The sequence below is a fragment of the Yersinia massiliensis CCUG 53443 genome, assembly GCF_000312485.1.
In the GTDB taxonomy this organism is placed as follows: Bacteria; Pseudomonadota; Gammaproteobacteria; order Enterobacterales; family Enterobacteriaceae; genus Yersinia; species Yersinia massiliensis.
On the sequence record NZ_HE997646.1, the window covers coordinates 1 to 15,043 of the forward strand.

Sequence of the window (15,043 nt, forward strand, 5' to 3'; positions counted from 1 at the left end):
CCTGCTTTAACGATAGTTGCGATGCCCTACCAGTCTCAGAAGATATCTACCCTACTAAATCCGAATGCACAATTATGTTAGCGCGAATTAAAGAGCGAAGGCCTGATGCTGTGCTCATGTGCGGCGAAGTCTATCGGTAACCGCGCTATACTCCAATAAAGTAAGCGGAGGATAAGCAAATGGCGCGTCGTCAGGATGTACCAATAGCCTTTAGAGCCTCAATCGTCATTGAGCCGAGTGGACGGAAAGTTGTCTCAACCGCTCGATTTATTGCTGAGCTTGAAAAGGTTAATCATCACTACAGCCCATCACAGGCTAACGACTACATAGTCAGATATGAAAGAAGCTGGAAGCTCATGGATGAGCAAGATAACGGATTAAATACTTACTTTATGTTCAACAGTTACTAAGCGTCACCACCTCAATGAACCTCGCTAATGCGGGGTTTTTTATTGGGAGTAAATCATGAGCGACTCATTCGAAAAGTGGCTCAACGAGCCTATCGGCCCTAACGGTGAACAACGCCGCTACGTCCTCAGCATACCACGTCAACACTTCGCTAAAACAGTATGGAACGATTGCGAGAAAGCAATCAAAGGGAAACGGACTTCATCTAAATAACTGGAGATTCCCTATGCGTATCGAAATAGAAAATTACGTCATCACTAGTGACGAATATCAGTTCACGCTCAGTTCAAAGAATGTGTTTGGCAATGATAGCAAGCATGCTGGGCAGACCTATGAAAAGACTGTCGGGTATTACCCAAAGCTGAGCCAGCTTATCACCGCATTGATTATGCGTAGCGTGATGAAGTCAGAAATTGATTCTTTGCAAGCTATGCAGCAGCACATCAACCGAGTAAGTCTTGCATGTGAAAAGGCACTGAAAGATTTCACATCCGAGCCGGTAAATGACGAGGTGGCTTAATGTGCGATGAAATTGACAGGGCCCAAGAGCTTGAGTCTCTGGACATAGAAATCGGTATCGCTAATCGCAAGCCAGCAATGGCATTCACTGGCTTCTGCCACTTCTCAGAGTGTCGACAGCCAATCACTCGCGGACTCTTCTGTGACGAAGGATGCCGTGACGACTTCGAAATTGATGAGCGAAGGAAAGGGAGAGTGGCATGAGTAGAGGAACGATTATTTGCCTGTGCGACCTGACTGGAATTATGGCGGGACCGTGGGTTACGGCTGGGTATGATGCAATTTTGATTGACCCTCAGCATATCGAGAAAAGTAACCAGGGAAGAATACGAAAGTGGCCAGAGACAGTTCTCACGGCAGCCGGCGCATTGGGTGACGTTATCCGGAAAGAGAAAATCGTTTTTGTTGCAGGGTTCCCGCCATGTACTGATGTGGCAGTAAGCGGTGCCGCCCACTTTGAAAAGAAACGCAAAGCTGATATCCACTTTCAAGCAAAGGCGGCACTGGTGGCTGAGCAATGCCGGATGATTGGCGAAATAACCGGAGCTCCCTGGTTCTTTGAAAACCCTATTAGCGTTTTCAGTGGCATATTCGGAAAACCAGATTTCATCTTTAATCCGAGCGACTTCGGCGGTTATCTGCCAGTTGATGACGCACATCCAACCTACCCCGATTACATTGCCCCGCGTGATGCCTATCCCAAGAAAACGTGCCTATGGACCGGTGGAGGGTTTGTTATGCCAGATAAGTTGCCAGTTCCTGTTCCTGAGGGTTATTCAACTCAGCATCTGAAGTTAGGTGGAAAGTCAGAACGTGTGAAGAACATTCGAAGTGCCACACCACGAGGTTTCGCTGAAGCTGTTTACCAAGCTAACGCTCCGCATCTTAAAGCAGTAAAGGAGGCGGCATGAACGAAATCAAACACCCCGCTATACGTTACCACGGTGGAAAATTCAGATTGGCACCGTGGGTTATCAGCCACTTTCCCGCCCACACCCATTATGTAGAACCATTCGGTGGCGCAGCCTCAGTGCTTTTAAGGAAAGAACGGAGCTACGCAGAGGTCTATAACGATTTAGATGGTGACGTAGTTAATCTCTTTTTAGTTCTGCGCGACATGACGCTGCGTGAATGCCTTATCGAGTCATTGATTCTGACCCCCTACTCTCGCGACGAATTTACAGGCGCATACGGCGAAGCAGAAACGATGGTCGAGAAGGCGCGGAAATTAGTAATCAGAGCAACAATGGGATTTGGTTCTGCCGGCGCAACAAAAGGAACAACCGGTTTTCGACTAGATACCAAGCGCAGTTCTGCAACCGCTCAGCACTTGTGGGCAAGGATGCCTGAAAACTTAGCGGCAGTTGGACAGAGATTCGAAGGTGTCCTGGTAGAGAATCGCGATGCAGTCCAATGCATGCTAGACCACGACACAGTTTCAACGCTTCACTTTGTTGACCCGCCATACGTCCATGACACCCGCGTCATTTCATCCCGATACTACCGCCATGAAATGGATAATGCCGCCCACTTAAACCTGCTCGATACCGTGAACAAGCTTGAGGGTATGGTCGTGCTTAGCGGCTACAACACGGATATGTATAACGACATTCTTGGCGGCTGGGCAAAGCAGGAAAAACAATCATCGGCAGCCGGACGAAAAGGCTCGGTTAAGCGCCTTGAGTGCCTGTGGCTGAGTCCTAATGTTTTATCTGGGAGTAAAGCAGCATGAAACTACCAAAAATATCAGACGGTGTATGGTTCTTTGTCGTCATCATCACATGGGCGGTGCTGGCAACTATTTACACGATTGAGAATGAAGCTGTTATGGGGATATTCGGATGATGGCTATGAAAATTGATTTCGCTAAGTGGAAAGTTGAAGAGGTACCGCTAGGAGTTACATGCTCATTTTGCAAAAAACCTGAAAGCGAGGTTCGCATTATTACCGGCCCATCGGTAAATATTTGCAATGAGTGCGTTGGCTTGTGCAATGAAATATTGGACGGGGAGGAATTGGCTCGGCGTAATTCAGCAATTGAGGACATTTTAAATATTCAGAATGGACTTGCTGATAGCTATCAGCCTATTGATGTTGCTGAGGCTATTTATAATGCTGGGTATCGAAAGGTTAATGGTGATTTATGAGTGTAGCTAGCTTTGTGATGACGTACCTAGATTGGATTCTGCTGCTTATCGGCGTATGCGCTGCGTTCTATCTCGTTTGGGTGAAAGGATGGTGACATGTGACTCCTGAAGAGAAACAAAGCGCCCTCCTATCAGCCGCAAAGAATTGTAACAGCGAAATCAAAACCACCCTAGCCGCTCTGCCGGCCAACACAAACAAAGACTCCATTACCCGCCCTATCATCCTGCGCCACTACGAGAAGATAAAGCCACTTGGCTACAAGCTGGCTTGGCTTCTTTTCGCCATTGGCGTTCTGAATGGTCAGTTTAAGTGGAATCGGTGATGGGATTGATAAAGAGATAAGAGGTCAACTATGAAAACAAGTAAGGAGTCACTTGGACCTGACTCGCTAGTAGACATGAAATTTATTACTGCGGACACCGGCATGACGTCCAAATGGTTTTATGATCTGATTAAGCGAGGGGTGTTCCCAAAACAAATTAAGCTTGGACGAATGTCTCGCTGGAAGTATTCTGATTATCTTGCGTGGAAATCGAACCTGGAAATCGAACCACGAAAAGCAGCATGAAAAACGAATTGGGGGTGTTATTGGGGGTATCCATATAACACCGCAATTTAAAACCCTTTAATTTAGCGCCTCTCAGACAATTTAATGAAGTCAGTCGGGGACACCATAACCTTGTCTACTTGAGCATTATCATAAGGTTTAAATGTTTTTCCTGTGCATACCATCAGTATCAATTTCTGCCGAATAATCCCCTGCACAAACCCATTCCTCAACCCTGTCTAAAAGCTGCAGGGGAGAGAGTTTTAGTCTACCTTTTATCGCACACTCCCAGATAATCATTACATGCCAGCCACCATCCCTGAGCTTTTCATAGACATTTTTATCCCGCACAACGTTTTTCCCAATTTTTTCCATCCAAAAATCAGTTCTCGTGGCAGGTGGTTTGAACAGATGGCAGTCATGCTTATGCCAAAAACAGCCATGAGTGAAAATTATTTTTCTATATTGTTCAATAACAAAATCAGGTTTTCCGGGCAATTCTTTTACCTGTGTTTGAAATTCAAATCCAAGATCTCCAAGCATAGTATTTAGCTTAAGTTCAATCTGCGTATCATGATTACGGATCGCCTTCATATTCTTACTGCGGATCTCAGGACTATGAACATCAGCCATAAAAACTCCAATAATCAGATAAAATCTATAACATACTGATTTAAATAGGTATTAAAACCACTAACACTCACTATAAGTCCGTTGTATATCATCCCTTCACTTTTCTCAGACATTATAGATTAAAGAGTGTGTGTATAAAAATCACACAAGCTAACTCTCTTTAAAGATCACACAGAAGAGGCTAGAATTATCAACAGATATTTAGATTCATAAAAATAAACTATAAAACAAGGAGATGTAGTATGCCATTCATGAATCAGGGACAATTGCAGTTACTGGGAGCGGATGCAGGCGCTTATTCTGAGGTAACAGATCGTGAAGCAACAGGAGATCGCAGCATTACTCTGGATCGTTATGAAAAAGACATATTAGCCAAATATTTCGATCTCAATGAATTCAACAGACGTGGAATAAGTAATAAAGAAAAATTACCAGAGAGAGTAAAATTATTAACTCTAGAAGATGAGGGGTTTGAAAATTTAGAAACCAAAGAAATCCTTATTGTTCATCCGAAAAAAAAAGGAAATGAGTTAAGATTATATATGAGTATAGAGTTTTATGGTAATACGGGGGATATATTTATAATATATACTAAAAATAACATATCTCTTCCAATAATTGGTTTTATTCCACTACAAACTTGGAAAAAATTTTCAGACGACAGTGATAAAGCTTGTCTAATAAGCACTCTGGATACTGATGATGACAAATATCAGAAAGGAATTTTACTTTCACAGGCCGGTATTCCCTTTGAGAGAACTAGTTTACTGTTTCCAAGAAACGTGGCTATAGCACGGCAAGCTCTCGAAAAAGCAAACTATCAATGTGAATATGGAAGCGCTCATAAAACATTTATATCCCCGATAACAAAGCTTGAGTTTATGGAAGCTCACCATCTAATACCGTTATCAGTGCAGAAGGATTTCTCAATTTCACTTGACCATATATGTAATATATTTTCACTATGCCCAAATTGTCATAGAAAAATTCACTTTGGTAGTGTTAAAAGTAAAGAGGAGATACTTGAAAGACTATATAGATCAAGAGAAAAACTGTTTCTTTCGAACTGGAAGCTGAGTTTCGAAAAATTATGTAATTACTATGGAATAACGATATAAATTTGTATGTATAAATTACAAAAACAGCTTTCAAAATTATTAACAGCACATACATCTGAAAGCTTGAAACTTTCAGATGTATGATTAGCAATTACATATCAATTAATTATCAAGCCACCTTACTACTTTTTTCAATTAAAGATGTAGCTTTTTCTAGTGCTTCAACCAGTTGGATTGCAACTGCTTCAATAACTTTTACACAAACAGAATTTCCAAATTGCTTATATATCTGCCCATGAGATACGGCATCAACAACAAACTCTTCTGGGAATCCCTGCAAACGGGCACATTCGCGCGGCGTAAGCTTTCTGGGATTTTTACCAATTTTACTTTGATCGATAAGGATTTCAGAACCATCTTTATAGTAACGGGCACTGATAGTATTAGCATATGGACTTTTCTCATTAAAAAGAGAATATCCAAACCCATTGCCTTTTGTTTTATGTTCTTCCTTTCTTTTCTTATGCCCGCTCCACAGCTTATCAGAGATAGTATATACATCTTTATTAAGGCTAATCTGGATCTCATCTAATTCATTCTGGGACTGAAGGATCTCACCTAAACGAGTTTGTGTCTTGGGAGCTTCAGGCCATGAGAACAGCGTATCAAAGTTCACCCCTTTAAAATAATCCTTATCAAAACCAATTATAAATATCCGCTCTCTGTTCTGAGGAACTCCGAAGTCTGCTGCACGTAAAACTTTATAATCAACCCAATAATTCAGGCGTTGAGACAAAGCATTACGAGCCTCATCGCTCATAGGAATAGCAGCCGGAATTTCTTTCTCATTTTTTCCCTGAAGAATATTAATAATTGTTTTAAGCGTATATCCTTTATTATGCCCTTGTAATTGCTTAACATTTTCAAGAAGAAATACTTTTGGCCTTTTTTCAGTGAGTATACGCTGGATCTCAAAGAACATGGTTCCCCGCGTATCACTGAACCCTTGTTTTAAACCTGCCTGCGAGAACGCCTGACACGGAAAACCACCCAAAAGAATATCATGATCAGCGATATCAGACGCCTTTATGGTAGTAATATCGCCATCGGGCATCTCGCCATAATTAGCCAGGTAAGTTTTTTGAGCAAACTTGTCCCACTCGGACGTAAAAACACAATATCCACCTAACTTCTGGAAAGGTAAGCGAATTCCACCAATTCCAGCAAACAGATCAATAAATGTGAATTTACTGTTTTCGATAGATTCTTGCTTGAAAGGGGAATTTACAGATTTAGTTCTCATGGCATCTTCCAGTTTAATGATCTCTTTCCACTTATTAAGTGTGGGGTTATGTTCACCGGACTCCCATCCCCTCACCGTGCGTTCACCAGATACACCCATTCCCAGAAGATTAGCAAAATCAGTCTTACCCAGACCCAGTCTTTTTCTTAAATTCTTGATATAGTATGCTTTGTTTTTTTTCATAGGTGCAGGCGATTCCATTACTTATCCGGTTTCTGTCCTGGTAATCATAGCGCTGTACAAAAACACATGCAATGGATAATTTATGTATATAAAACCTATTGATGAATTTATAAACGATTGTTCAAAACTATCAAGTTCAATGTCTGTTTCATACGGTCAGGTAGCTCCTAGTTTTATTTTTTCAAATACAGGGCGAAGGAATGGAACAAAATATTTTTCCATCACTCTGCCCCAGCTTATTTCTGTTTTAAAAGACATTCAGAATAACATTGATGAATTTAAGGTAAACAGTGATTATGTAGAAGACGACTGGAGATATTTGTTTTCAGAATATATTAACGATGATGTGATCAACGCATTATCAACAGTTCAGACCTTGCCATTATTTTCACTTATAAACAAAGTAATTACTAGTGCTAACAGCAATGACTCAAACTATGTTGAAAAATCAATGCACTTAGAAGAGGGTTATATCGAAAATGCTATTAATTACTTAAGTGGTCAGTTGCCAGACAATGAAGAATATTTATTCGAGTTAACAGAAAAAAATGTTCCTAATGAAATTATGTTTGGGATAAACAAGATATATTATGGCGCTCCGGGAACAGGAAAGAGTCATAGAATTAATGAATTAATAGGTTCGTCAAAATGCATAAGAACTGTTTTCTATCCAGATATGCAGTATTCTGATTTTGTAGGTAGTCTTAAACCCAGAACGATCGAAGACAGCAGTGGCAATAAAAAAGTAGTATATGAGTTTCGGGCCGGTCCATTTATAAGAGCAGTAATTGAAGCTCTTAATGTCAAAAATCTGAAAGTAAATGTATATCTTGTTATCGAAGAAATAAACAGAGCATCAGCACCTGCTGTTTTTGGTGAAATATTTCAGCTATTAGATCGCAACGGAATTGGGGAAAGTAAATATGAAATTGATATATCAGATCCTGATATGCTTGACTATATCAATGATAGAGTTGGTGAAAAAATAACAACATTAAAAATCCCTAGAAATTTAAGCATTCTGGCAACAATGAATAGCAGTGATCAGGCCGTAATGCCAATGGATACTGCGTTTAAGCGCCGCTGGCAATTTGAATATCTATTAATAAATTACAGTCAGGCAACAGAGGGAATTATTCCGATTGATATACTATCTGAAGATGGCGATGTAAAAACAGTCAACATTCACTGGAAAGATTTTGCAAAAATATTGAATGATGAACTGAAATCCCTAAAAATACCGGAAGATAGATTATTGGGACATAGATTTCTTGACGAAATTGAATTGAATACCCCAGAAATTGCGAGAGCAACGCTGGCAGGGAAATTATTAGTTTATCTTTGGGATGATGTGTTACGTCATGGTAAGAAGAACTTCATATTCCGTTCAGAGGAATTTAGCACTTACGGGGATTTATTTAACGCATTTATATCTGGAAAGCCTATTTTCAATGAAAATATAGAAGAGAAAATTGAGTCGGTAACGTCTAAGTATTAATCTTTTCGGAGTTAATAAGTTGAAAAATTTAACATTTTATAACGACCGAATGAATGTGAATAAGATCCCAACCTCTTTGAGCTCTTTTCTGGTATCAAAAGGTATTATCACTGACGATGACATAAATGTTCATTTCGTCGGGTTGGTATATTTTAAAAACAGACCATATATTTTCTTACCAAGAAACAGCGGCATTAGTGACATTGAAAATTTATCTGTTACTGATAAAGAAGGTATAGCCAGAGATCTTTTAAACGCAATTCATATATACCAACAGTCACCAAAAAACCTTGTCAAAAATGACGACTCTGGTGAAGGCTTTGTCGGAGAAAAAAGCCTAAGCCTGATCATTTCTCTTCTGGAGGATTTCAATCTTAACGGGTTATACAAACGCCGCACAAATAGAAAAACAATTAATTCAGGGAAAATAAACTGGAAAAAGACTATTCGTTCATTCTCCCCATACCCTACTGATGATGCGCCGTTTTATCTTGATTTAGAGGGAACAGAGAAGAGAACTGAATCTGATAATGAGATATCACGAATTCACTCGAAAATAATTAGGGGTATAAGCACAGATTTAGGCTGGCTTACTTACTCAGATAATTCTTATTATGAAAATACACTGAATTCCATACGTCATTCTGAAATGGATGTTGACGGACAGCTAGCCATTATTAAAAAAGAGCTGGAAAACACATACACTGAAAGAAATATTTTTTTATTAAACTCCATTTATCAGTATCTTCTAGATGCAAGTGGTAAAGAAAGCAACAATTTAATTACAGGCATAAAAGAATTTCATGGAATGTGGGAGCATATGCTTGGAAAGGTAATAGATAATAAAATATATATAAATCATAGGCTAACAGCCCCTGTGTATAAGATATCAGATGAATATATACTTGCATCGTCCAGAGGGCATAAGACGGATATTGTTATCAAAGAAAGTAATACTAATAGATTTATAATTATTGATGCCAAATATTATAAAGCTAGCAACATCCATGATGCTCCAGGATTATCCGATATAGTGAAACAATTTTATTATGCAAAAGCGTTAGGTTTACTTGAAAATGACGCTGAAGATATAAGAAGTGTTTTCATTTTCCCCGGTAAAAGTGGATATATAGAATCCATACATATGGCATTCAAAAGCTCTAATAAGAAATACTCTTATGATGACTGCCTTGATGATCAATATCCACTTATTTTATGTTTATATCAAGACCCAATAGAATTAGTTGGTTACTACTCTCATGGTAAAAAACTAAAAAAACTGACACAGGAAATAACAGATATCGGAACCAATAATGCTCCGATTTACTCATAGTTCCATTATGTTTTTTGTTGATAAATATAGTTAAATTGGGTGATATAAATAGCCTGTATCACCCCTTTGCTTCAATCTCCTACTTTACCAACTCCTGACGGGCAAGCTCTTTGAACCAGTTGCCAAGGCTGACACCTTCTTGTGTATATCCATACCGATATTAAGCTAAGCCTTTAAATAAAAGATTCTTTGATTAAATGTAAAGTATTTTGTAAAAAACACATCAATTTAGCCAGTATAACTTCAAGATCTCCATTTTCAGATTTAAAAAATAACGATCTCATCACTAACTCATGATAAAGCCGCTCAAGAGATATGTTTTCAAACTGATGATATGTATCGATATTCATCCATTTTTTGATTGTTTCAGTCTGGGTATCCGACCACTTTTTCATCACCACGCTCCGCTATGAATAAGCCCTTTGTGATAGCATAGTAACTATAAGCTTTTAGGCTTTTTCACCGGATTTTATGCGCCTAAAATGATTATTTAAAACTCAAATTCATCCGTTGGTATAAATGTTGGGATTCTTTATGAATAAAAAATAAAATTTTCTTTTAAATCATTTGAATACTTATACATTTGTTTCCTTCTGGGGACACCATAACCGCTTCTCATCGTGTCTCGTTCAGATTCAAATCACTTAAAAATCAAATAAAGACCAGATAGGTCAAAACCTCACTCATTTGAAACCATGTCAAAATTTAGCCATAAAAAAACTGCACCCTAGCTGTTGGGCATCCAACATTTGGGGTGCAGTTCAGCGGTATTGCGATCGGTAATCAATAGCGATCGCAGTGTTTCGGTTTTAAACACTGGCCCCCTGCGGAGGATCAAATGCCGTTAGCGTCAGCGCTGGGCCGGTATATTTCTCAATAGAAACCAACGCAGTATTACCGGAACAACCATTGGCTAACTGAGACGTTGGGATATCCAGCGTCAGGACGTTTGCCCCGCCGTTCTTACAAATACCGGTTGCAGGATCAAGGTCCGGCCATGCACCTTCATGGATACAAACGACGCCGGGCTTAATGCCGTCAGAAACTACCGCACCAACTAACACCTGCCCACGATCGTTAAAGGCTCTGACTAAATCACCATTGGCAATGCCGCGAGCTTTAGCATCCTCAGGATGAATAGTAATAGGCTCGCGATTATCAACAGCATAAAGCTCACGTAGCTTGGCATAGTTAAGCTGGCTGTGAAGACGGTGTGCCGGATGGGCAGTTAATAACTGGAGCTGGCCCTCTTTGGCTGACCCTTTCCACTCATCAGGCGCAAGCCATGTAGGGTGCGGTGGGCAATCTTTATAGCCATAACCTTCGATGGTTTTCGAGAAGATTTCTATTTTTCCACTTGGCGTACCTAATGGATTCATGACCGGGTCATCCCTAAACTCAGCATAGCGAACATATTTTGCGTTCTTTTCATTTTTACGCATTTCAATCAGCTTATTGTCCTGCCAGAACTGATTAAACTGCGGCATGGCAACACGCTGCGCACGAGCGCCCTTCTGTGCCGCGTCATAAAACTCTCGCAGCCAGTCCATCTCTTCTTTACCTTCAGTATAAACTTTACGGCCACCTGGTTTGAGTAACTCAGACATATCAGCAAATACATCAAAGTCATTGCGGGCTTCAAACTGCGGAGCGATGACCTGCTTCATCGGAACCAAATGCTGGTTACTGTAATCACCGGTCATAGTCAGATCATTACGTTCAAACGACGTGGTAATCGGTAAAACAATATCGGCATGCTTAGCTGCGGCAGTCCAGTAACATTCGGAGACCACAATCAGTTCTGGTTTTTGCCAGGCTTTAATCAAACGGTTGGTATCTTGATGATGCGTAAAGTTAGCACCGCCAGCCCACCAGATCATTTTGATGTCAGGGTAAGTCAGTTCATGGCCATTATGCTGATATTTAGTATTCGGTTTTTCCAGCGCTTCAACAATACGAGCCAGTGGGAAACTGTTCACTGCATCTGACGCTGCCCAGTCATTCCCTGCTGAAGATGTTCCGGCGACGGAGGATGATATCGCAGAAAGTACACCACCAGAGCGGGTCGGGTTACCGCCGTTAGAATAGTGATAGGAGAAGCCAAAACCACCACCTTCAGTACCAATTTGCCCCAACATGGCGGCCAGCGTCACCATCATCCAGTGTTTTTGCTCACCGTATTGCTGGCGCTGAATGCCCCATCCACCCATGAGCATGGTACTGTTTTTACTGAAGATCTCAGCCAATAATTCGAGTTGAGCCGCCGGTACGCCACAGATCTCCTCAGCCCAAGCTGCACTCTTCGGCGTATTGTCTTGCTTCCCGAGCAAGTACTCCTCGAAGCGATCATACCCAGTGGTGTATTTCTCCAGGAACGCCTTATCATGTAAGGACTTAGTGACTAAAGTATGCGCAATACCCAGCATCATAGCCACATCAGTCCCCATATTTGGGGCCAACCATTGCGCCTGTTCACCAAAGAAATCAATCGTTTCTGAACGCATTGGGTCAATGGCAATAATGGTTTTTCCTGAACTCTTGAGCTGATTGAAGAATTCAAGGCCTTGCTCGTCGGTACTGCTCCAAGCAATCTTCAGCGTATTCAGTGGATTAACACCCCACAAAACAACGACCTTTGAATGTTCCAGAATCATCGGGTAAGTGGTCTGTTGTTCATAAACTTCAACAGAACCCACCACGTGCGGCATAATCACTTGTGCAGCACCGGTCGAGTAATCGCCCAGATGACCTGAATATCCTCCCGCTAAGCTCATATAACGTTGAAGTAATGTTTGAGCCTTATGTAATACACCACTGGAGCGCCAACCATAGGAGCCAGCAAAGACCGATGCGGGGCCATTTTCTTGACGAATACGCATATGCTGCTCATGAATTAGCTTCATGGCATCATCCCAGGAAATTTTGACAAACTCGTCGCTGCCGCGCTTACCATCGGGTTTACCCGGTGCAGCAAGGAAGCTTTTGCGTACCATTGGGTATTTAATCTTGGCGTTGGTATTTATCTGATCAGGTGCGGTAGTCTGTAAGCTATTAGGTATTGTTGTGGCTAACGCGCCCTTCGATGAAACAACTTTGCCGTCTTTTACTTCAACATACATGGCGCCCCAGCGCCCTGCAGTCAGAATAGTCCCTGCGGGTGCATTAGCCCATGCTGGCAACGGAATGGCAGAAGAGATCACCATCGCTCCAGCAGTAACACCCGCACCTTTAATAAAACCTCTACGTGAAAGATCCATATGCCATCCTCGTTAGACTAGTGACTGTTGATGTCCTTGGCGTTGTACTGAAAATATTTGGTTAAAATGTCCAGGTCTTGTGGCGTGATATCGGTTCTTGCCCCCATGCCTTTTGCTACCGCAGGCCAGGCATTAACGGTGTAATGTTTGGAGGATATTTTGGCGTGACAGCCGGAACAGTAAACGTTATCCAGATTTTCTGCATAACCCCATAATGGCTGGCGATCCGATAAAACAGGTTCCGTAATGGTGACGGTGAGCGTGACCGGCCGCCATTGGTTGTCGTACTCGTCCTTAGTGAATTCCCCATTAATTTTTAACGCTTTTTCACCTTGCTCGGTTAACGAAGCCAAAATCAGGCGCTGACCTTTTTCTATATAAATAACTTGTTCAGCGCCTTTCATCTGAACCCCACTCAACATAATTTCTCGCTGAGTACCGTCAGTGTTAAGTACCTGTAGTGCAGTCGCCGGATAAGCCGTACCAAAATCCCCCAACTTAACGGGCTGAACCGGATAAACTTCTTTCGCTTCGGCAGATGTCTGTTTTGCCAAAGCCATCAATTCGTCTAACGCCTTGTCATCCATTTTGATTTCAGGCGGGAAATGGGCGATTCCTTTATGGCAATCAATACAGGTCTGCTGTTCTTTTATGGCCAGATTATGCATTTTTTGTGCATCGGCACTTTGTGCTGCGAGATCCATCGCATCAAACTGATGACAGGAGCGACAAGTGGCAGAATCATTTTCTTTGAGCTGCTGCCAAACGGTCTGGGCCATAGCCAGACGTTGTTCTTCGAATTTTTCAGGGGTGTCAATACTTCCGGTAATAAACTGGTGATAGACATCTTTGCCGGCTTTTATTTTTGCAATAATAAAATCGAGTGGTGCCTTAGGTATGTGGCAATCTGAACACTCAGCCCGGATACCTTTTTGATTTTTAAAGTGTATTGAAGCTTGATACTCATCATAAGGTGCTTGCATGGTATGGCAAGAAAGGCAAAAACTGGTTTCAGAGGTTTTATGCAATACATAGCTTCCACCACTAAAACCAATTATTCCTAATACAATCCCAATAAAAATCAATATATAAATTTTAGTTTTTTTTATTGCCATGTTTTTATAACCCTGTAATCAAAAAAATCAAACAAACACCAAGAATAGTAAAAACCATAGAAATAACTTTTGATAATATAGATTAATTATTATTAATATCTGAATAAGTCGGCAATGTCACAAAAATGAAAAATACAACATTTCAACCTCAAAATGAAATGCAAAAAATAAAAATAAAAACCCTATCGATATAAATTTTATTACATAACGAAATATTAATAAAATTTAATACTTGAGAAACAATCACCATCAATGACTTGATGGTAAGCAATTGAAAATAAATAAATAAAATAATCACTTAATTGCAGTGTAAAATTAAATATTAAAAATACACCTAGGGATTATAAGATCGAATGGCTGATAGAAAATTCAATGCCGCCATTATTTTATGATTTTACACATCAATCTCATTCTTATATCAAAGTTAGAATAATCACCTAACTTTGATATTTATCAATAAATCTACATTTTATCCATCGTCAATCTGAAGCACTAAACTATCGCATTAACAAAGGTTGCTATTAGGACAATATCCGCTGATTTCACCGTCAGACATGCTGCTAACTTGCCGCGCACCACCACTTTGACGTCGCGAAGTTTGACCTCCTGGCTGGATCTGCACGTGGATGCCCCAACCGGCATCGGTTATCGCAGGAAGGATAAACTTAGTGATGATGGTCCTTATGAGCTGGTTATTTTCCAGCAGGGATAGTGGTTAGTATATTCCATGAATGAGTTTTAGTTTTCATATGACACCAGACAACCATTAAATCCTTAAAGGAGGATATTTACCGGCATAAGCATTTTCCACTACATTTATATCAGTGTCGCCGATAGATTAAATTAAAATAATCACATCGAAATATTAATTCCAATTAATTTTCTGCTCTATTACGTGTATATAAAGTAACATATAATATCTTCAATGAATTTTTATGCATAAAATTCATTACATCAGTGAATTACAATGAGATTTAACACTTGAGAAAAGTCTTCAAATGTGAGTAATTAAATAGAAATTTAAACAAAATCAATACCTTT

At 40.4% G+C, this 15,043-nt stretch carries 16 protein-coding genes and 1 pseudogene; 11 read left to right on the plus strand and 6 right to left on the minus strand.

Features of this window, described 5'->3' with window-relative positions; all coding sequences use genetic code 11:
• The first annotated feature begins 179 nt into the window (after positions 1-179).
• The 8 genes from BN68_RS23970 (at position 180) to BN68_RS14825 (ending at position 3,643) form a co-directional block, all read left to right on the plus strand.
• Positions 180-410, plus strand: coding sequence for a hypothetical protein (locus BN68_RS23970; RefSeq protein WP_019211944.1), 231 nt, complete (start codon positions 180-182; stop codon positions 408-410).
• A 55-nt stretch (positions 411-465) separates the two neighbouring features.
• The gene (locus BN68_RS23975; RefSeq protein ID WP_155965387.1) at positions 466-621 is read left to right on the plus strand and encodes a hypothetical protein; all 156 of its coding nucleotides are present in this window, start codon (positions 466-468) and stop codon (positions 619-621) included.
• Between the two features lie 13 nt (positions 622-634).
• Positions 635-928 carry a DUF5405 family protein gene (locus BN68_RS14795; RefSeq protein ID WP_019211945.1) on the plus strand — a complete coding sequence of 98 codons (294 nt, stop codon included), beginning with the start codon at positions 635-637 and terminating at the stop codon, positions 926-928.
• 199 nt (positions 929-1,127) lie between these two features.
• Positions 1,128-1,838, plus strand: a complete 711-nt coding sequence (locus BN68_RS14805) for a hypothetical protein (RefSeq protein WP_019211947.1) — start codon at positions 1,128-1,130, stop codon at positions 1,836-1,838.
• Positions 1,835-2,659 carry a DNA adenine methylase gene (locus BN68_RS14810; protein WP_019211948.1) on the plus strand — a complete coding sequence of 275 codons (825 nt, stop codon included), beginning with the start codon at positions 1,835-1,837 and terminating at the stop codon, positions 2,657-2,659. Before BN68_RS14805 ends, BN68_RS14810 begins: the two co-directional genes overlap by 4 nt.
• Before the next feature lie 109 nt (positions 2,660-2,768).
• On the plus strand, positions 2,769-3,074 hold the full coding sequence (locus BN68_RS14815; RefSeq protein ID WP_019211950.1) for a ClpX C4-type zinc finger protein: 306 nt from the start codon (positions 2,769-2,771) through the stop codon (positions 3,072-3,074).
• A 98-nt stretch (positions 3,075-3,172) separates the two neighbouring features.
• Complete coding sequence (locus BN68_RS14820) at positions 3,173-3,397, plus strand: hypothetical protein (RefSeq protein ID WP_019211951.1); 225 nt, start codon at positions 3,173-3,175, stop codon at positions 3,395-3,397.
• Between the two features lie 30 nt (positions 3,398-3,427).
• Positions 3,428-3,643, plus strand: coding sequence for a helix-turn-helix transcriptional regulator (locus BN68_RS14825; RefSeq protein ID WP_019211952.1), 216 nt, complete (start codon positions 3,428-3,430; stop codon positions 3,641-3,643).
• A gap of 138 nt (positions 3,644-3,781) precedes the next feature.
• Here the strand turns inward: BN68_RS14825 and BN68_RS14830 are convergent, their stop codons facing one another.
• Entirely contained in the window at positions 3,782-4,255 is a 474-nt protein-coding gene (locus BN68_RS14830; RefSeq protein WP_019211953.1) for a very short patch repair endonuclease, read from the minus strand.
• A 242-nt stretch (positions 4,256-4,497) separates the two neighbouring features.
• Between BN68_RS14830 and BN68_RS22990 the strand changes: the two genes are divergently transcribed.
• Positions 4,498-5,373: an HNH endonuclease gene (locus tag BN68_RS22990; RefSeq protein WP_019211954.1), complete on the plus strand. Its 876-nt coding sequence runs from the start codon at positions 4,498-4,500 to the stop codon at positions 5,371-5,373.
• A 109-nt stretch (positions 5,374-5,482) separates the two neighbouring features.
• Here BN68_RS22990 and dcm read toward each other — a convergent pair whose 3' ends face one another.
• Entirely contained in the window at positions 5,483-6,817 is a 1,335-nt protein-coding gene (gene dcm / locus BN68_RS14840; RefSeq protein ID WP_019211955.1) for a DNA (cytosine-5-)-methyltransferase, read from the minus strand.
• A 64-nt stretch (positions 6,818-6,881) separates the two neighbouring features.
• Between dcm and BN68_RS14845 the strand changes: the two genes are divergently transcribed.
• Positions 6,882-8,297 carry an AAA family ATPase gene (locus BN68_RS14845; RefSeq protein WP_019211956.1) on the plus strand — a complete coding sequence of 472 codons (1,416 nt, stop codon included), beginning with the start codon at positions 6,882-6,884 and terminating at the stop codon, positions 8,295-8,297.
• Between the two features lie 19 nt (positions 8,298-8,316).
• Complete coding sequence (locus tag BN68_RS14850) at positions 8,317-9,630, plus strand: LlaJI family restriction endonuclease (protein ID WP_019211957.1); 1,314 nt, start codon at positions 8,317-8,319, stop codon at positions 9,628-9,630.
• A gap of 173 nt (positions 9,631-9,803) precedes the next feature.
• Here BN68_RS14850 and BN68_RS14855 read toward each other — a convergent pair whose 3' ends face one another.
• The 4 genes and pseudogenes from BN68_RS14855 to BN68_RS24360 all read right to left on the minus strand — a co-directional run.
• On the minus strand, positions 9,804-10,025 hold the full coding sequence (locus BN68_RS14855; RefSeq protein WP_019211958.1) for a DUF6387 family protein: 222 nt from the start codon (positions 10,023-10,025) through the stop codon (positions 9,804-9,806).
• 414 nt (positions 10,026-10,439) lie between these two features.
• Positions 10,440-12,887, minus strand: a complete 2,448-nt coding sequence (locus BN68_RS14860) for a trimethylamine-N-oxide reductase 2 (RefSeq protein WP_019211959.1) — start codon at positions 12,885-12,887, stop codon at positions 10,440-10,442.
• 17 nt (positions 12,888-12,904) lie between these two features.
• Complete coding sequence (locus BN68_RS14865) at positions 12,905-14,002, minus strand: NapC/NirT family cytochrome c (RefSeq protein ID WP_019211960.1); 1,098 nt, start codon at positions 14,000-14,002, stop codon at positions 12,905-12,907.
• A 522-nt stretch (positions 14,003-14,524) separates the two neighbouring features.
• Positions 14,525-14,708 (minus strand): annotated as a pseudogene (locus BN68_RS24360) (hypothetical protein); the annotation flags it as partial.
• Positions 14,709-15,043: the final 335 nt, after the last annotated feature.

What these genes read in the sequence shown, in the direction of transcription:
- BN68_RS14830 (WP_019211953.1), bottom strand. Translation starts at nt 4,255, where the DNA reads ATGGCTGATGTTCATAGTCCTGAGATCCGCAGTAAGAATATGAAGGCG.
- BN68_RS14860 (WP_019211959.1), bottom strand. Translation starts at nt 12,887, where the DNA reads ATGGATCTTTCACGTAGAGGTTTTATTAAAGGTGCGGGTGTTACTGCT.
- BN68_RS14845 (WP_019211956.1), top strand. Translation starts at nt 6,882, where the DNA reads ATGTATATAAAACCTATTGATGAATTTATAAACGATTGTTCAAAACTA.
- BN68_RS22990 (WP_019211954.1), top strand. Translation starts at nt 4,498, where the DNA reads ATGCCATTCATGAATCAGGGACAATTGCAGTTACTGGGAGCGGATGCA.
- BN68_RS23970 (WP_019211944.1), top strand. Translation starts at nt 180, where the DNA reads ATGGCGCGTCGTCAGGATGTACCAATAGCCTTTAGAGCCTCAATCGTC.
- dcm (WP_019211955.1), bottom strand. Translation starts at nt 6,817, where the DNA reads ATGGAATCGCCTGCACCTATGAAAAAAAACAAAGCATACTATATCAAG.
- BN68_RS14795 (WP_019211945.1), top strand. Translation starts at nt 635, where the DNA reads ATGCGTATCGAAATAGAAAATTACGTCATCACTAGTGACGAATATCAG.
- BN68_RS14810 (WP_019211948.1), top strand. Translation starts at nt 1,835, where the DNA reads ATGAACGAAATCAAACACCCCGCTATACGTTACCACGGTGGAAAATTC.
- BN68_RS14865 (WP_019211960.1), bottom strand. Translation starts at nt 14,002, where the DNA reads ATGGCAATAAAAAAAACTAAAATTTATATATTGATTTTTATTGGGATT.
- BN68_RS14815 (WP_019211950.1), top strand. Translation starts at nt 2,769, where the DNA reads ATGATGGCTATGAAAATTGATTTCGCTAAGTGGAAAGTTGAAGAGGTA.
- BN68_RS14825 (WP_019211952.1), top strand. Translation starts at nt 3,428, where the DNA reads ATGAAAACAAGTAAGGAGTCACTTGGACCTGACTCGCTAGTAGACATG.
- BN68_RS14855 (WP_019211958.1), bottom strand. Translation starts at nt 10,025, where the DNA reads ATGAAAAAGTGGTCGGATACCCAGACTGAAACAATCAAAAAATGGATG.
- BN68_RS23975 (WP_155965387.1), top strand. Translation starts at nt 466, where the DNA reads ATGAGCGACTCATTCGAAAAGTGGCTCAACGAGCCTATCGGCCCTAAC.
- BN68_RS14805 (WP_019211947.1), top strand. Translation starts at nt 1,128, where the DNA reads ATGAGTAGAGGAACGATTATTTGCCTGTGCGACCTGACTGGAATTATG.